The sequence below is a fragment of the Enterobacter sp. JBIWA005 genome (assembly GCF_019968805.1).
In the GTDB taxonomy this organism is placed as follows: domain Bacteria; phylum Pseudomonadota; class Gammaproteobacteria; order Enterobacterales; family Enterobacteriaceae; genus Enterobacter; species Enterobacter vonholyi.
Map to the genome: position 1 here is coordinate 2740813 of NZ_CP074159.1, position 15345 is coordinate 2756157.

The window sequence follows — 15345 nt, forward strand, 5'->3', positions numbered from 1 at the left end:
ACACAACTTTACACAATTGGAAATCTGACTGACGGAAGGATGCAGAACAAAAAGAAACAGGCACAATTTCTTGTGCCTGTCAGGAGGTTATTTTGCCGGAGCGGGCTGTACGGCAGGTTTCTCTTTTTCCTGATTCGCCAGGTCGAGAGCGATATGCACCGTCTCGTCCAGATACGGATCCGGCTCCTGGTAATCTTTTGGCAGATCGTCCAGTTTCTTGAGCAGAGGCTTACCTTCGCGCTTGAAGCGATGGTTGATACGCGCCAGGCGAGTTGCATCGTCTTCGTTGTTCTCTTTCTCACGCTGTGCGTAATTCAGAGAAACAATATTCCGCTTATCTTTCAGGGCATTGAATCGTGCAATATCCTTCATGATGTACTGGAATTCCGGATCCTTCGCGATGCGGTCGTTATGCGCTTTCAGCAGTTCAGGGCCAAACTGCGTCATATCACCCGCCTTCACGTAAGTCGCGGCATTGATGCTGTCCCACGGCAACGCGTTATCTTCAAACTTCTCGCCGGTTTCCGTCTCCTGGGTGCCAGTCGGCATGATGATGTCCGGCGTGACGCCCTTACGCTGCGTACTGCCGCCGTTTACGCGGTAGAATTTCTGAATGGTGTACTGAACCGAGCCCAGCGCAGGCCATTCCGGACGCAGCATCTGATCGTAAATACGATTCAGAGAGCGGTACTGCTGAACGGTGCCTTTCCCGAAGGTTGGCTCACCGACGATCAGCGCGCGGCCATAGTCCTGCATTGCAGCGGCAAAGATCTCAGACGCGGAAGCGCTGAAGCGGTCAACGAGAACAACCAGCGGGCCTTTGTAGTAGACCACACCGTCATTGTCCGCATCTTCGCGCACTTTACCGTTGTTATCGCGCACCTGAACCACCGGGCCAGATGGGATGAACAGGCCAGAGAGTGAAACCGCTTCCGTCAGCGCACCGCCGCCGTTACTGCGCAAGTCGATGATGACGCTGCTAACGTTCTGCTTTTCAAGCTTCTGCAGCTGAACTTTCACATCGTCAGTCAGCCCCACGTAGAAGCCAGGAATATCCAGGACACCTACCTTCTCTTTACCCACGGTTTTCACCGACATTTTCACCGCGCGGTCTTCCAGACGGATACGCTCGCGGGTCAGGGTAACAATACGGGTTTTGGTGCCTTTACCGGCAGGCAGAATTTCCAGACGTACCTTGCTGCCTTTCGGACCTTTGATCAGCGCAACCACGTCATCGAGACGCCAGCCGATCACATCGACCATGTTCTGGCCGGTTTGTCCAACACCCACAATGCGATCGCCTACGCTAATCGCTTTGCTTTTGGATGCCGGGCCACCCGCGACCATTGAATTGATCACCGTGTAATCATCGTCCATCTGCAGAACCGCGCCGATACCTTCCAGAGACAGGCTCATTTCGGTATTGAACTGCTCAGTGTTGCGCGGAGAGAGGTAGTTGGTGTGCGGATCGATTTCGTGCGCAAAGGCGGTCATCGCGAGTGAGAAAACATCCTCGCTGTTGGTCTGCGCCAGGCGACGAATAGCAAATTTATAACGACGCGTCAGCGTGTCACGGATCTCTTTTTCGTCTTTGCCGGTCAGCTTAAGGCTCAGTTCGTCGTATTTAACTTTGCCGTCCCAAAGCGCATTCAACTCGGCTTCATCTTTTGGCCAGGGCGCTTTACTGCGATCCAGATTAAAGGTGTCGTTGCCGGTGAAGTCCATTGGACGCTCCAGCACTTTCAGCGCGTACTGATAGCGTTCAAAACGGCGCTTTTGCGACAGGTTGTAGAGATCGTAGAACAGATCCAGCTTGCCTGAACGCAACTCGTCACCCACCTCGGATTTGCGCTTAGCGAACTGCTCGACATCGCTGGCGAGCAAAACGTTATGGCTGTAATCCAGCAAGTTCAGATAGCGGTCAAAGATTTTGGCCGAAAAGGCCTGATCGAGATCGAACTGACGATAGTGCGAGCGGGTAAAACGTGAGGTCACGCGCTCGCTCACCGTCGCGTGCTGCGTCTCTTCCTTGAGTACCGGAATTTGATCAACACGCGTGATATCGTCCACTGCAAAAGCGTGACCTGTTATAGCAAACAGACCCGCCAGCGCGGTGAGCTTAAAAAAAGTGTTCATGCCAGGCTTGGCCTCCGTTTCAGAACAACAAGTGTTCTGCGCGTACAATCATTGACATACCAGAAGTCAGCTGTACACGAACGCCATCTTTGGTGATTTCCAGTACGGTGGCGTCCATAGCATTGTTACCCGCTTTTACCTTCAGCGCCTGACCCACGCTCAGAGCGTTAATGTCAGAAACCGGTGTATGGCGCGGCTCTTCACGAGGGGCACGCGGGGCTTTTGCTGCTGGTTTGTCTGCACGCGGTTTGCGATCGTTATTATCGTTACGGCGCGGCGCAGGGCGTGGTTTACGCTCACGACGAGGCGCTTCTTCCTGGCCGTTTGCCGCGGCGGCTTCGCGTTTTTTCGCCTGCTGTTCTGCACGTTGTGCCTGAACGCGTGCTTTGGCTTCTTCAAGCTGCTTGCGCGCGTGCTCAACGTGCTGCTCGTCCAGCTCACCGCAAGGGTTGCCGTCGAGGTCCACGCGGGTAGCGCCTGGTTTGATACCGTACAGGTAACGCCAGCTCGAAGTATAAAGACGTAAGGCGGAACGCAGCTGAGTTTTGCTGAGGTTCATTTCCCCTTCAACACGCGCCACCAGATCCTGAAAAATACCGACTTTCAGGGGACGAGCTTCACCTTCCGCGCTGAAGCACTGCGGGAAACGCTCGGCCAGAAATGCGATAACTTCTTTACTGCTATTAAACTTAGGTTGATTTTCCATGAAATTTCCTGATTACAACGGACGTTGCCAACAAGCGCAGGCATGAACAGGCGTCATTATAATGACGCTATCAGTAAATGCTACGTTATCCGTTGATTATCCTGCGACGCTCGCAAAGAATTTTTGATAATCGGTTGCAGCGAGTACGTTTTCCAGAATCGCCACCAGCTCGCGCAGCCCCTGTTCGTCCTCGGTTGTAAAGCGACTGAAGACCGTACTGTCGATATCCAGAACGCCAATAATCTGATTTTTGACCACCAGCGGCAAAACGATTTCAGAATTACTGGCGGCATCACAGGCAATGTGTCCGTCAAACGCATGGACATCTTCCACACGCTGGACCTGATTCTCTGCCACCGCCGTGCCGCATACGCCACGCCCTACCGGAATACGCACGCAGGCCAGTTTGCCCTGGAACGGACCGAGCACCAGCGTTTCACCTTCCAGAAGGTAAAAGCCAGCCCAGTTTACGTCAGAGAGACGTTCAAACAGCAATGCGCTAGTATTTGCCAGAGTGGCTAAGAAGCTGGTCTCACCCGCCATCAATGCCTTAAAATCGCGGTTCAGATCCGCGTAGAATTCTGTTTTGTTCATTATTCAATCACTTAGTTGTCTTACAAATTTACCGCATAGCCTATTAAAATAAGCATTAAATGCGCTCATGCTCAAGATGAATCCGTTCATGAGTTATTATAACTTTCAACAATACTTATTTGTGCGCAGCTGATGGCCTTAAAAACAACCAAAATTACGCCGACGAGAAAGATAACTGTCCATACGGTAAGCGAAGCTTTGCCTCGTGCACATTATCAGCGTTGCCCCCAGTGCGATACGCTTTTTATGTTGCCGAAGATGAAATCGCACCAAAGTGCCTTTTGTCCTCGCTGCGACGCTAAAATTCGCGATGGTCGCGACTGGTCGTTGACCCGCCTCGCCGCCATGGCCGTCACCATGCTGCTGCTGATGCCCTTCGCCTGGAGCGAACCGCTGCTGAAACTCTACCTGCTTGGCGTGCGCATTGACGCCAACGTGCTGCAGGGTATCTGGCAGATGACCCGTCAGGGCGATCCCATCACCGCCGCCATGGTGCTGTTCTGCACCGTTGGCGCTCCGCTGGTGCTGGTCGCCGCCATTGCCTATCTTTGGTTTGGCAATATTCTCGGCATGAACCTTCGCCCGGTGCTGCTGATGCTGGATAAACTCAAAGAGTGGGTGATGCTGGATATTTATCTGGTCGGCGTGGGCGTTGCGTCAATAAAGGTACAGGACTATGCCTTTTTGCAGCCCGGCATCGGACTCTTTGCCTTCATCTGTCTGGTATTGCTGAGCATCCTGACGCTGATACACCTGAACGTTGAGCAGCTCTGGGAGCGATTTTACCCGCAGCGCCCCGCCACCCGTCCCGATGAAAATCTGCGCGTCTGTCTGGGTTGCCACTATACCGGGTTACCCGACCCGCGCGGACGCTGCCCGCGGTGCCACATTCCATTAAGGCTGCGTCGAAACAACAGCCTGCAAAAATGCTGGGCGGCGCTGATCGCCTCCCTGGTGTTTCTGATCCCCGCCAATATGCTGCCTATTTCCATCATTTACGTGAATGGCGGACGTCAGGAGGATACTATCCTCTCCGGGATTATCTCCCTTGCGCACAGCAATGTCGGGGTGGCGGCGATCGTTTTTATTGCCAGTATTCTGGTTCCCTTTACCAAAGTGGTGGTGATGATTACCCTGCTCATCAGCATTCACTTAAAGTGTGAACAAGGCTTACGAACCCGCATTCTGCTTCTGCGATTCGTCACCTGGATTGGCCGCTGGTCAATGTTAGATTTGTTCGTAATTTCGCTGATGATGTCTCTCATCAATCGCGACCAGTTACTTGCTTTTACAATGGGACCCGCGGCTTTTTATTTCGGCTCTGCGGTGATATTGACTATTCTTGCTGTGGAATGGCTGGATAGCCGCTTACTTTGGGATGCACATGAGTCAGGAAACCCCCGCTTCGCCGACTGAAGCGAGAATTAAAACAAAACGCCGCATTTCGCCATTCTGGTTGCTGCCCGTCATCGCCCTGATGATTGCAGGCTGGCTTATCTGGACGAGCTATGAAGATCGCGGTAGCACCGTCACCATTGATTTCCAGACCGCCGACGGCATCGTCGCCGGGCGAACGCCCGTTCGCTTCCAGGGGGTTGAAGTGGGTACGGTTCAGGACATCTCTCTTGGAAAAGGGCTGAACAAGATTCAGGTGCGGGTCAGTATTAAATCTGACATGCAGGATGCCCTGCGCAGTGAAACGCAGTTCTGGCTGGTGACGCCAAAAGCCTCTCTGGCCGGTGTGTCCGGGCTGGATGCGCTCGTGGGCGGTAACTATATTGGCATGATGCCGGGTAAAGGAGAGCCGCAGGATCACTTTGTTGCCCTGGATACACAGCCGAAGTACCGCCTCAATAACGGCGATTTAATGATCCATCTGCAGGCGCCGGATCTCGGTTCTCTGAACAGTGGCTCACTGGTCTATTTCCGCAAAATCCCGGTTGGCCGTGTGTACGATTACGCGATCAACCCAAATAAACAGGGCGTCACCATTGACGTGCTGATCGAGCGTCGCTTCACCAATCTGGTGAAAAAAGGCAGCCGCTTCTGGAACGTGTCCGGCGTGGACGCGGATCTCAGCCTGAGCGGTGCGAAAGTGAAGCTGGAGAGTCTGGCCGCGCTGGTTAATGGCGCCATCGCCTTTGACTCGCCGGAAAACTCAAGCCCTGCCACCGCTGATGATTCATTTGGATTGTACGCTGACCTGGCGCACAGCCAGCGCGGCGTGATCGTCAAACTCGCCCTGCCCGATGCTAAAGGGCTAAAAGCGGGTTCAACACCGCTGATGTATCAGGGATTGCAGGTTGGTCAGCTCACCAAAATGACCCTCAACCCGGGCGGCTCGGTCACCGGCGAAATGACGGTCGACCCGAGCGTGGTCGATCTCCTGCGCGAGAAAACGCGTATCGAAATGCGCAGTCCAAAGCTCTCTCTGAACGATGCCAGCCTCAGCACGCTGTTGACCGGCAATACGTTTGAGCTCATCCCCGGCGAAGGTGAACCCAGCAATAGCTTCGTGATTGCCCCGGCTGATAAAGCCCTGCTGCAAAAGCCGGGCGTAGTGACGGTCACGCTGAATGCGCAAGAAAGTTACGGTATCGAAGCCGGACAGCCGTTAATTTTACACGGCGTGCAGGTCGGTCAGGTGCTGGAGCGTAAGCTCTCAGCGAATGGCGTGACTTTCTCGGTCGCTATCGATCCGCAATACAGCGACCTGGTGCATGGCGACAGCAAATTCGTGGTGAACAGTCGCGTCGACGTGAAGGTGGGTCTGGACGGCGTGGAGTTCCTCGGCGCCAGCGCCAGCGAATGGGTTAACGGCGGTATCCGCATTTTGCCAGGGAATAAAGGCCCCGTGCGCGACAGCTATCCGCTGTATGCCAACCTGGAGAAAGCGGTTGAAAACAGCCTGAGCGATCTTCCTACCACCACGCTGACCTTAAGCGCCGAGACGCTGCCGGACGTACAGGCGGGTTCCGTGGTGCTGTATCGCAAGTTTGAAGTCGGGGAAGTGATCACCGTTCGCCCGCGTGCGGACGCGTTCGATATCGAACTGCATATCAAGCCGGAGTACCGCAAGCTGCTGACGCCAAACAGCGTCTTCTGGGCCGAAGGCGGCGCGAAAGTTCAGCTTAACGGTAACGGGCTAACCGTACAGGCCTCTCCGCTGTCACGCGCGCTGCGGGGGGCGATTAGCTTCGATAACCTCAGCGGTGCGGGCGCGAATCTGCGTAAAGGCGATAAGCGTATTCTCTTCCCATCCGAGACCGCCGCCCGCGCGGTGGGTGGGCAGATTACCCTGCACGCCTTTGATGCCGGCAAGCTGGCGGAAGGCATGCCAATCCGCTATCTGGGCATTGATATCGGGCAGATCCAGAAGCTGACGCTGATCACCTCGCGCAACGAGGTGCAGGCCACTGCCGTGCTCTACCCGGAATATGTGCAGACCTTCGCCCGCACCGGCTCGCGCTTCTCGGTGGTCACGCCGCAGATCTCGGCCGCTGGCGTTGAGCACCTCGACACCATTTTGCAGCCGTATATCAACGTTGAGCCAGGCCAGGGCAATGCCCGCCGTGATTTCGAGCTGCAGGAAGCCACGATTACCGACTCGCGCTACCTTGGCGGCCTGAGCATCGTGGTGGAAGTGCCGGAAGCGGGTTCGCTGAACATCGGCACTCCGGTACTATTCCGCGGTATTGAAGTGGGTACGGTCACGGGGCTGACGCTCGGTACGCTCTCCGACCGAGTCATGGTGGCATTACGTATTAGCGAACGTTACCAGCACCTGGTTCGAAATAACTCGGTATTCTGGCTGGCATCCGGCTATTCGCTGGACTTTGGCCTGACGGGAGGCGTGGTGAAAACCGGAACCTTCAACCAGTTCATTCGCGGCGGTATCGCGTTTGCCACGCCGCCGGGAACGCCGCTGGCGCCAAAAGCGCAGCCGGGTAAACACTTCCTGCTGCTCGAGAGCGAACCAAAAGAGTGGCGCGAATGGGGAACCGCCCTGCCGCGTTAATCTGACAGGCTCCGGTGTCAACGCACCGGAGCCTTTATGCTACACTGCGCACCTGAATTTTTCCCTGTGGTGTGCCCGTGGCTCAAAACTCCGTATTTCTTCCTGAACAATTCCTGGCGCAGATGCGCGAGGCGCTTCCTTCTCACCTGTCGTTAGACGATTTTATCGCCGCCTGCCAGCGTCCGTTACGCCGGAGTATTCGCGTCAACACGCTGAAAATCAGCGTCGATGATTTTCTGGCGCTGGTCGCTCCGTACGGCTGGCAGCTTACGCCGGTACCGTGGTGCGCTGAGGGGTTCTGGATAGAACGCGATGACGAAGCTTCACTGCCGCTGGGCAGTACCGCTGAACATCTGAGCGGTCTGTTCTATATTCAGGAAGCCAGCTCGATGCTTCCGGTTGCCGCCCTGTTTGCCGATGGCAATTCGCCAGAGCGCGTAATGGATGTTGCCGCCGCGCCCGGCTCAAAAACCACCCAAATTGCCGCCCGTATGGGTAATCAAGGGGCGATCCTCGCCAACGAGTTTTCCGCCAGCCGCGTGAAGGTGTTACATGCCAACATCAGCCGCTGCGGTATTCATAATGTTGCCCTGACGCACTTCGACGGACGCGTGTTTGGCGCCGCCCTGCCGGAAGCCTTCGACGCCATTCTGCTGGACGCCCCCTGCTCAGGCGAAGGGGTGGTGCGTAAAGATCCCGATGCGTTAAAAAACTGGTCAGTTGAGAGCAACCTTGAGATCGCGGCCACGCAGCGAGAGCTGATCGACAGCGCATTCCATGCCCTGCGCCCCGGCGGCACGCTGGTTTATTCGACGTGCACCTTAAACCGCGATGAGAACGAAGATGTCTGCCTGTGGCTGCAAGCGCAATATCCGGATGCGGTCGAGTTTCTGCCGCTCGACGATCTGTTCGCCTCAGCACAGGAGGCTGTCACCCCGGAGGGGTTCCTCCATGTTTTCCCGCAGATTTACGACTGCGAAGGGTTCTTTGTGGCGCGTCTGCGTAAAACGCAGGCGGTGGCTCCCCTGCCCGCACCTAAATTCAAGGTCGGTAACTTCCCGTTTTCCCCCCTTAAAGGTCGAGAAACCGCACAGCTTGAAGCCGCCGCTAAAAAAGCGGGACTGGTCTGGGATGAGAGCCTGCGCCCCTGGATGCGTGATAAAGAGATATGGCTGTTCCCGGCACAGATCGAGCCGCTCATCGGAAAGGTCCGTTTTTCCCGAATCGGGATCCGCCTGGCGGAAGTGCATAATAAAGGGTATCGCTGGCAGCATGAGGCCGTAATCGCCCTTGCCGGACGCGACAATACCTTTGCCCTGACGCATCAGGAAGCCGAAGAGTGGTACCGTGGTCGCGATGTCTATCCGGAGAGCACGCCATCAGGCGATGAAGTGATTGTGACGTATCAGGGATACCCGCTGGGCCTGGCAAAAAAGGTCGGCTCAAGGCTGAAAAACAGCTATCCACGCGAGCTGGTTCGGGACGGTCGGCTGTTTACCGGTAACGATCGCACGGATTGATAAAAAGCGCATTTTTTTACTGGCGATTTTGCTCTCTTTGTCTACGATCAAAAATGGGTGGCCACACTGGTCATACCAGATTTTTGACAACCGACCCGGAGAGCACTATGACGAAAACCAGCGTGCGTATTGGCGCTTTTGAGATCGACGACGCAGAGCTGCGCGGCGAAGCACAAGGCGATCGAACGTTAAGTATTCCCTGCAAATCCGACCCGGATTTGTGCATGCAGCTTGATGCATGGGATGCAGATACCAGCGTCCCGGCAATACTTGATGGCGAACATTCAGTCCTTTACCGTGAGCATTACGATAGTAAAACCGATGCCTGGGTCATGCGTCTTGCCTGACCTAAAGAGAACCCGCCCGAAGGCGGGTTATTTATTACTGCAGCTGAGCCAGCGTAAAGTAACCGTCAAATACGGCACCCGTATCAATGTAGTGGAGATTGTCAAAATCATACCTTCTGTCGACGGGCGTATGTCCGAACCAGAAATGATCCGCGCCGCTGATGCCCTCCCCTTTGCCCACCATAAACCCCATCAACCGACCGCGGTTCCATAAGACGCGCTGGTCACTGACCGGTTTTTGCCAGCGGTATTCCGCGGCCGGATAATCAGCATGGGCAATCACATTCAGACCGTTCGCACAGGTTATCTCGATGATATGCGGTAAGTCGCGACAGGCGTCGAGCAACGACAGCGCAAGCTGTTGCCGATCGCGTTCAAGATGCGAAAACCACATTCCGCCATTCATCATCCAGAGAGAAAAATCGTTATTATCCAGGCCGTCGAGCGCCATTTGCTCATGGTTTCCCCGCACGGCACGAAACCATTTTTCATTAATTAACTGCAGGCATTTAACGCTATCAGGGCCGCGGTCGATCATATCCCCGACAGAAATAAGTAAATCCTCATACGGATTAAAATGACGGCGTTTAAGTTCCTCCATAAGCCACTGGTAGCAACCGTGTATATCGCTGACAACCCAGACGTGACGCCACATGCCACCTTCAATTCGCTGATACATAGCACCTCCTTTAAACAGTATAGCCGCCGCAGAAAAGTCGACGGACAGGCGTGGTCATCACGAAATCAAACAAACGGTAAACCAAACAGAAATAAAGATCCTCGCGCTATTAATCCCCTTTTCCTGGCTCTTTAGAATAAGGGCAGAAAAAAAGAGGGGTCTTCACGTGTCTAATACGCACCTGCATAACGATGTTTTCTATCCACATCGCACAAATATCATTTCCGAGCTGGTGAACGGCAAACGCGTTCCGGGGCCAATCTGGCGCAAACGCGAATATCGCCTGAAGTTCCTGTTACGTTCGCTGGTGTTCTGGTCTTCTACACATCGCATGCTGGAAGCCCTTTCGGGTCGCGACGATTTTGACAGGCTGCTGGCCTCTCAAATTACATTGCCGAGCAAGACCCACCGGCAGTACCTGATGCGCGGCCTGAAGGCTAACGATCGCGCCGACGCTATCGTTAGCCATTATTACTGGATTGACAGCCTGAAAGAGAGCGGTCTCGCCCAGGCCCTGACCAGCCCGCAGGAACAAGCCGTTGCGCAGTTCCATGCAAAAGACGGTGCAACCTATACGGTCAATGCTTCCTCTGCGGGGAAAGCCGAGCGCGAAGGCGAAAGCACGCTGTGGCTACGCGACAACGAAGACACGCTGCTGGCCAGCCTGACCTTTAGCGTCGCGCGCAGCAATGGTCAGCAAGTCATGGTGATTGGCGGGCTTCAGGGACCCCGTCGCTGCGTATCGCGAGACGTCATTAAACAGGCCACCCGCGCCTGTCATGGCCTTTTCCCCAAACGGGTGTTGATGGAAGTCCTCTTCCAGCTGGCTGCGCAGTCATCCGTCCGGGCGATTTTTGCCGTCAGCGATGAGGGTCACGTTTTCCGCGCGTTGCGGTATCGCCTGAGCAAAGGTCGCCATTTCCATGCCAGCTACGATGAATTTTGGGCATCGCTGGACGGTAAAAAGCTCTCGGCCTTCTGCTGGCAACTGCCGCTACAGATGGAGCGTAAATCGCTTGAAGAGATCGCCAGTAAAAAACGTGCCGAATACCGCCGCCGCTTTGAGCTGCTTGATGAAATAGAGGTATCCGTTAAGTCCCACTTTTAGCCTGGCTGGCGTCTTCGCTCACCGCATAGTGGATGCAATCTATTTATAGGATGAATAATAAAGCAGTGTACTATTGCGCAGGGCGAGTGCGCTCAGTTAGCATTGCGCGAAATGATACCGGCGATGCGTTGGGAAAAGCGCAATGTGGGCGCAAAAATGAGGGACTTCGGTAATGATCTATGACTGCTTCTTATATTACGATGAAGATATGCTTCTCGAAATCAGGCTGAACACGCTAGCGGACGTTGTCGATCGCTTCGTTATCGTTGAGTCAACGCATACCTTTACCGGTAAAAAGAGGCAGCTGCATTTTGACATTAATAAATACAGTCAGTTTAAAGATAAAATTATCTACGTTGTGCATGATAAAGAACCGATTACGAAAGCCGCTGAAGAATCACATCCGGCCCGAGAGGTGATCCCGGGTTTGCCAGAGGGAATGGTAGTGGATGCGTGGGCAAATGAAGCCGCGCAGAGGAATGCCATCATGCAGGGTTTGTCCCATGCCAGCGATGATGATTTGATTTTAGTTTCCGATGTGGACGAGATATTTTCACCTCAGGCAGTAGCATCGATAAACCCCAAAAAGCTCTGCACTACTATTTATCAGAATTTTTATAATTATCAGTTTAACCTGCAGGTTTTTAATACAGATAACACGCCAAGAAAATGTAAATTACCGAGAGCCACCCAGTATAAAAATCTCGTTAACTTCTTTGGCGGTGAACCTGAATCATTCAGGAATCTTAAACGCACCAGAAGTGTTAAAAACTGGTCCTGGCTAAAGTGGAACTGGTTCAAGATTAACAACCGCATCATTGAAAATGGTGGCTGGCATTTCTCATGGGTGATGACACCCGAGCGCATCTCAGAAAAAATGTCGACCATTTCCCATACTGAATACAATCTCCCTGAGTTTAACAACCCGGAACACATCATGAAGGTCATTAAAAACGCGGAAGATATATGGGGGCGGGACAGGACGTTAATCAAGCAAGAGCTAACGGTTGAAAACTTCCCTGAGTACATTGTCCAACACAAAGACAAATTCAGCGCGTTCATTATTTAACTTAAGGGTTGCCCTTTCGAACGTCAGAAGGCGTTTGCTCAGCGGTCGCTCGGCCACAAAATTTTAACAAAGATCCCAAAAAACCCTGGACGCACGCGGTCCTGAGTATGTTATGGTTTAGAGAGGATATGGAAAGTTCGAGAAAGTTTCGGGTGATGTCGAGTCAGTACCGAAAAATGCTTTGAAAAACATACAGATAAAAAGAGACCGAATACGATTCCTGTATTCGGTCCAGGGAAATGGCTCTTGGGAGAGAGCCGTGCGCTAAAAGTTGGCATTAATGCAGGCTAAGTCGCCTTGCCTTTTAAGAATAGATGACGACGCCAGGTTTTCCAGTCCACAGCTAAAGCGGTCGGAAAAAAAGCGCCAGAGCATCATTAAATGTGAAAAACCGCAGTGCTTTTGCAAGCATCTGCGGTTTTTTATTGGAAACCCGAACGTTAGCAGAGCTTGTCGGCGCGCTCGATAAACGGTGCCAGACTCATTTTTTTTCCCGGATGCGACGGGTCATCGATCTGAATAATGCTAATCGGCTGTCCGCTGCTCTTTCCGCTGGCTACCTGCTGCTCTGCGATATCATTCAGCGGATATTGCACCAGCGTGCTCGGGTTGATCGCATACAGCGCATGGCCCGGACGGCAGGTCAGCATCACCTCTTCGCGATTGAAAGCCCATTTGTCCTTACCCACTTCAAAACGGCTGACGGTGATAACCTGCGGTGCGGCAAGCGCGCTCCCCGTACAGGCCAGCAAGATGAGAGAAAGTACTGTCTTTTTCATATGATATTTAACCTTATCAGAAGGGTTCCCAGGTGGCGAACAGACTGACCGTTGCCAGCACCAGCGCTCCCAGCACCACTTCTGCCTGCGTCATCCTGATAAAAATCTGTTGTGCTCGCCCGCTCTCCGGACGAAACCGTGGCACCAGAAAATACCGATTTGCCAGCGCAATTACCACCATCAACGCCACCAGCGCACATTTGAACAACAAAAACTGTACGTAACCAGCCTGCCAGGGAATATGGACACCCAGTATCATGAGCGCATTGATCGCTCCGCTGAGCAGCACGCCCGCGACGGCGTAATGGCCCACGCGCGAAAAGCGCATCATGGTATAAATGGCGGCATTCTGCCAGCGTCCTTTGGCCAGACGCATGCAGAACAGCAGAGGCAGTAATCCGCCAAGCCAGGTTGCGGCGCAGATCAGGTGAAAAGCATAATTAAGACGCTGCAACGCCCCCATCGGACCGTCGTTCATTGCCGCGTGCCCTCCCCCAGCCAGCAGGATAAGCTGTCCCATCGTAAGCAGCAGCAGCCGCGAACCTTTCAGCGGTGCGAGCCATGCTGTGCCGACCGTGATCGCAGCGAGTATGATTTGCCACAGCCAGACGCCGCCAAACTGCGTCCTCATTACGCCGTACCAGACCTGCGGGGCAAACACATCTCCCCAGCCGTTACCCATCAGTCCGCCCTGAAGCATAAACATCAGGAGCGCTGCCGCCAGGCTCATTAAGGCCGCCACTTTCTGCTGCAGCTGAAATCGCCGGCACATCAGGCGGTGGAGAGAGGAAGGCGCAAACCAGACGCTGTAAAGCGCGTTGCCAAAAACAAGCATCAGCGCCCCGAAATGGATAAAGCGCAACCCGATATAACACAGCGCCAGCATGCTATTTCACGCTAAAGTGATAGCTGCCTTTGGTTTTATGACCGTCTACGGAGACGACATGCCAGTCTACCTGGTACGTCCCTGACGTCAGCGTTTGTTCCAGCGGAACGGTGAGTTGCGCCTTGTTCTTTTCGTCGCGCGTGGCGGTTCCCGTTTTGATGACCTGCTTTTGCGCATCCGTTACCACCACACCGCTAAACCCCGGTTCGATGCCTTCTGAAAAATTCAGCGTAAGTGCCTGCGGAGCGCTCACCACGCTGTCCGCTGCCGGTCTCTGCTGTTTAAGATGTGCATGTGCCAGCGCGGAGGGCGCCATCATTGTCGAGGCCACAAAAACCAGTGCGCATACCGCGCGGGAGGCGGAAAAACCCATCGCAATCATTCCTTTTTGTTATGTCTGTATGCTAAAGAATAACGCTGTATAATAAACGAGTCGAGGATCATCCTGCCTCCGCTTGTCATCGTCGTGCAATCGCGGTAACGTTGCCGCCGCAGAAAAAGGAGAAGGTAATGAAGATCAATCTGGCCGCCCTTCCGCAGGACGAGATGGATAAAGTGAATGTCGATCTCGCTGCCGCTGGCGTCGCGTTCAAAGAGCGTTACAACATGCCTGTCGTGGCTGAAGTCGTTGAACGGGAACAACCCGCCCATCTGCGCGACTGGTTTCGCGAAAGATTAATCGCCCACCGTCTCGCCTCGGTTAACCTCTCCCGTTTACCGTACGAACCTAAAGTTAAATAAGCTTAACGAGTCGTTACACTTCCTTACGCGGAATCTGGCAGGATAAGAAAACCCTGATAAATTTAGGTGTATTCTTAAATCCCTGCGACTCAGTGTATAAGGAAGTCACGATGTCACATTGGAACATAGCGGCAGCCCAGTATGGCGGGCTGCATCAGAGTGTGAATGACCATGTTACGCACCACCTGCGCTTCATCGCCGAAGCCGCACGACAGGGGTGCGATCTGCTGGTCTTCCCTGAACTCTCCTTAACGGGCTCTGGCGCGCCGACGCTACCTCCCCCACCCGATGACGCGCAGCTGGAGCCGCTGCTTAACGCGGCACATTTTTACCAGATTACCGTTATTGCAGGACTCCCCCTGGATCAGGATGGGCAGAGACAGAAAGGTCTTGTGCTGTTTTCGCCTGCTTGCCATCGCATTTTGCGCTATCCGCAAGGGCGCGGAGCCAGCCTGGTGCCGGGGGACAAGCACCTTAGCATCATTGATGCACATCCCGATTCTCCCAATCTCGATCCCAGAGCAACGCTTGTTACCAGCTGCCAGTCGGTGGGGGAAAATCGCTGGCGGCAGTCCATCAGTAACCTGCAGCGCTTCGCGCATAAATATGCTATTGCGGTGCTGATGGCGAACGCCTGCGGCGGCAGCGCGCTGTGGGATGATAAAGGCCAGCTGATCGTCCGCGCGGATAAGGGCGAGCTTCTGGTGACCGGCACGCTCGGCGGCGAGGGTTGGCAAGGCGATATCATTCCTTTAGGCTAGG

The 15345-nt window shown here is 54.1% G+C and carries 15 protein-coding genes; 8 read left to right on the forward strand and 7 right to left on the reverse strand.

What is annotated here, in order from left to right:
• Positions 1-87 precede the first annotated feature (87 nt).
• The 3 genes from prc to KGP22_RS12965 all read right to left on the reverse strand — a co-directional run bounded on the left by prc (position 88) and on the right by KGP22_RS12965 (position 3436).
• Complete coding sequence (prc, locus tag KGP22_RS12955; protein ID WP_223579356.1) at positions 88-2136, reverse strand: carboxy terminal-processing peptidase; 2049 nt, start codon at positions 2134-2136, stop codon at positions 88-90.
• A 19-nt stretch (positions 2137-2155) separates the two neighbouring features.
• Positions 2156-2842, reverse strand: coding sequence for an RNA chaperone ProQ (gene proQ / locus KGP22_RS12960; protein ID WP_223579359.1), 687 nt, complete (start codon positions 2840-2842; stop codon positions 2156-2158).
• A 96-nt stretch (positions 2843-2938) separates the two neighbouring features.
• The gene (locus KGP22_RS12965) at positions 2939-3436 is read right to left on the reverse strand and encodes a GAF domain-containing protein (protein ID WP_149366585.1); all 498 of its coding nucleotides are present in this window, start codon (positions 3434-3436) and stop codon (positions 2939-2941) included.
• 132 nt (positions 3437-3568) lie between these two features.
• Here KGP22_RS12965 and yebS point away from each other — a divergent pair, with 132 nt between their 5' ends.
• The 4 genes from yebS to KGP22_RS12985 all read left to right on the forward strand — a co-directional run bounded on the left by yebS (position 3569) and on the right by KGP22_RS12985 (position 9321).
• Complete coding sequence (yebS, locus tag KGP22_RS12970; RefSeq protein ID WP_045908227.1) at positions 3569-4852, forward strand: membrane integrity lipid transport subunit YebS; 1284 nt, start codon at positions 3569-3571, stop codon at positions 4850-4852.
• Positions 4821-7454 (forward strand): PqiB family protein, encoded by a 2634-nt coding sequence (locus KGP22_RS12975; RefSeq protein ID WP_223579375.1) that lies wholly within the window; start codon positions 4821-4823, stop codon positions 7452-7454. Before yebS ends, KGP22_RS12975 begins: the two co-directional genes overlap by 32 nt.
• Positions 7455-7525: 71 nt before the next feature.
• Positions 7526-8974, forward strand: a complete 1449-nt coding sequence (gene rsmF / locus KGP22_RS12980) for a 16S rRNA (cytosine(1407)-C(5))-methyltransferase RsmF (RefSeq protein WP_223579377.1) — start codon at positions 7526-7528, stop codon at positions 8972-8974.
• A gap of 107 nt (positions 8975-9081) precedes the next feature.
• Entirely contained in the window at positions 9082-9321 is a 240-nt protein-coding gene (locus KGP22_RS12985; RefSeq protein ID WP_008500472.1) for a YebV family protein, read from the forward strand.
• Between the two features lie 34 nt (positions 9322-9355).
• Here KGP22_RS12985 and pphA read toward each other — a convergent pair whose 3' ends face one another.
• Positions 9356-10000, reverse strand: coding sequence for a protein-serine/threonine phosphatase (gene pphA / locus KGP22_RS12990; RefSeq protein ID WP_223579379.1), 645 nt, complete (start codon positions 9998-10000; stop codon positions 9356-9358).
• A 166-nt stretch (positions 10001-10166) separates the two neighbouring features.
• On the opposite strand from pphA, the gene KGP22_RS12995 reads away from it, so the two are divergent.
• Together KGP22_RS12995 and KGP22_RS13000 are read left to right on the forward strand one after the other, a co-directional pair.
• On the forward strand, positions 10167-11108 hold the full coding sequence (locus tag KGP22_RS12995) for a VirK/YbjX family protein (protein ID WP_223579382.1): 942 nt from the start codon (positions 10167-10169) through the stop codon (positions 11106-11108).
• Between the two features lie 172 nt (positions 11109-11280).
• Positions 11281-12177 (forward strand): benzoate transporter, encoded by an 897-nt coding sequence (locus KGP22_RS13000; protein WP_223579385.1) that lies wholly within the window; start codon positions 11281-11283, stop codon positions 12175-12177.
• A 440-nt stretch (positions 12178-12617) separates the two neighbouring features.
• Here KGP22_RS13000 and KGP22_RS13005 read toward each other — a convergent pair whose 3' ends face one another.
• Genes KGP22_RS13005 through yobA form a run of 3 tightly spaced genes read right to left on the reverse strand, consistent with a single transcriptional unit; the run spans position 12618 to position 14215 of the window.
• Positions 12618-12956: a YebY family protein gene (locus tag KGP22_RS13005; RefSeq protein WP_223579388.1), complete on the reverse strand. Its 339-nt coding sequence runs from the start codon at positions 12954-12956 to the stop codon at positions 12618-12620.
• Positions 12957-12972: 16 nt separating this feature from the next.
• On the reverse strand, positions 12973-13842 hold the full coding sequence (gene copD / locus KGP22_RS13010) for a copper homeostasis membrane protein CopD (protein WP_223579391.1): 870 nt from the start codon (positions 13840-13842) through the stop codon (positions 12973-12975).
• A gap of 1 nt (position 13843) precedes the next feature.
• A complete protein-coding gene (gene yobA / locus KGP22_RS13015) occupies positions 13844-14215 on the reverse strand; it encodes a CopC domain-containing protein YobA (RefSeq protein ID WP_111964809.1) in 372 nt (123 codons plus the stop codon).
• 137 nt (positions 14216-14352) lie between these two features.
• Between yobA and KGP22_RS13020 the strand changes: the two genes are divergently transcribed.
• Entirely contained in the window at positions 14353-14583 is a 231-nt protein-coding gene (locus tag KGP22_RS13020; protein ID WP_008500465.1) for a DNA polymerase III subunit theta, read from the forward strand.
• A 110-nt stretch (positions 14584-14693) separates the two neighbouring features.
• Entirely contained in the window at positions 14694-15344 is a 651-nt protein-coding gene (locus KGP22_RS13025) for a carbon-nitrogen hydrolase family protein (RefSeq protein ID WP_223579394.1), read from the forward strand.
• Position 15345 lies beyond the last annotated feature (1 nt).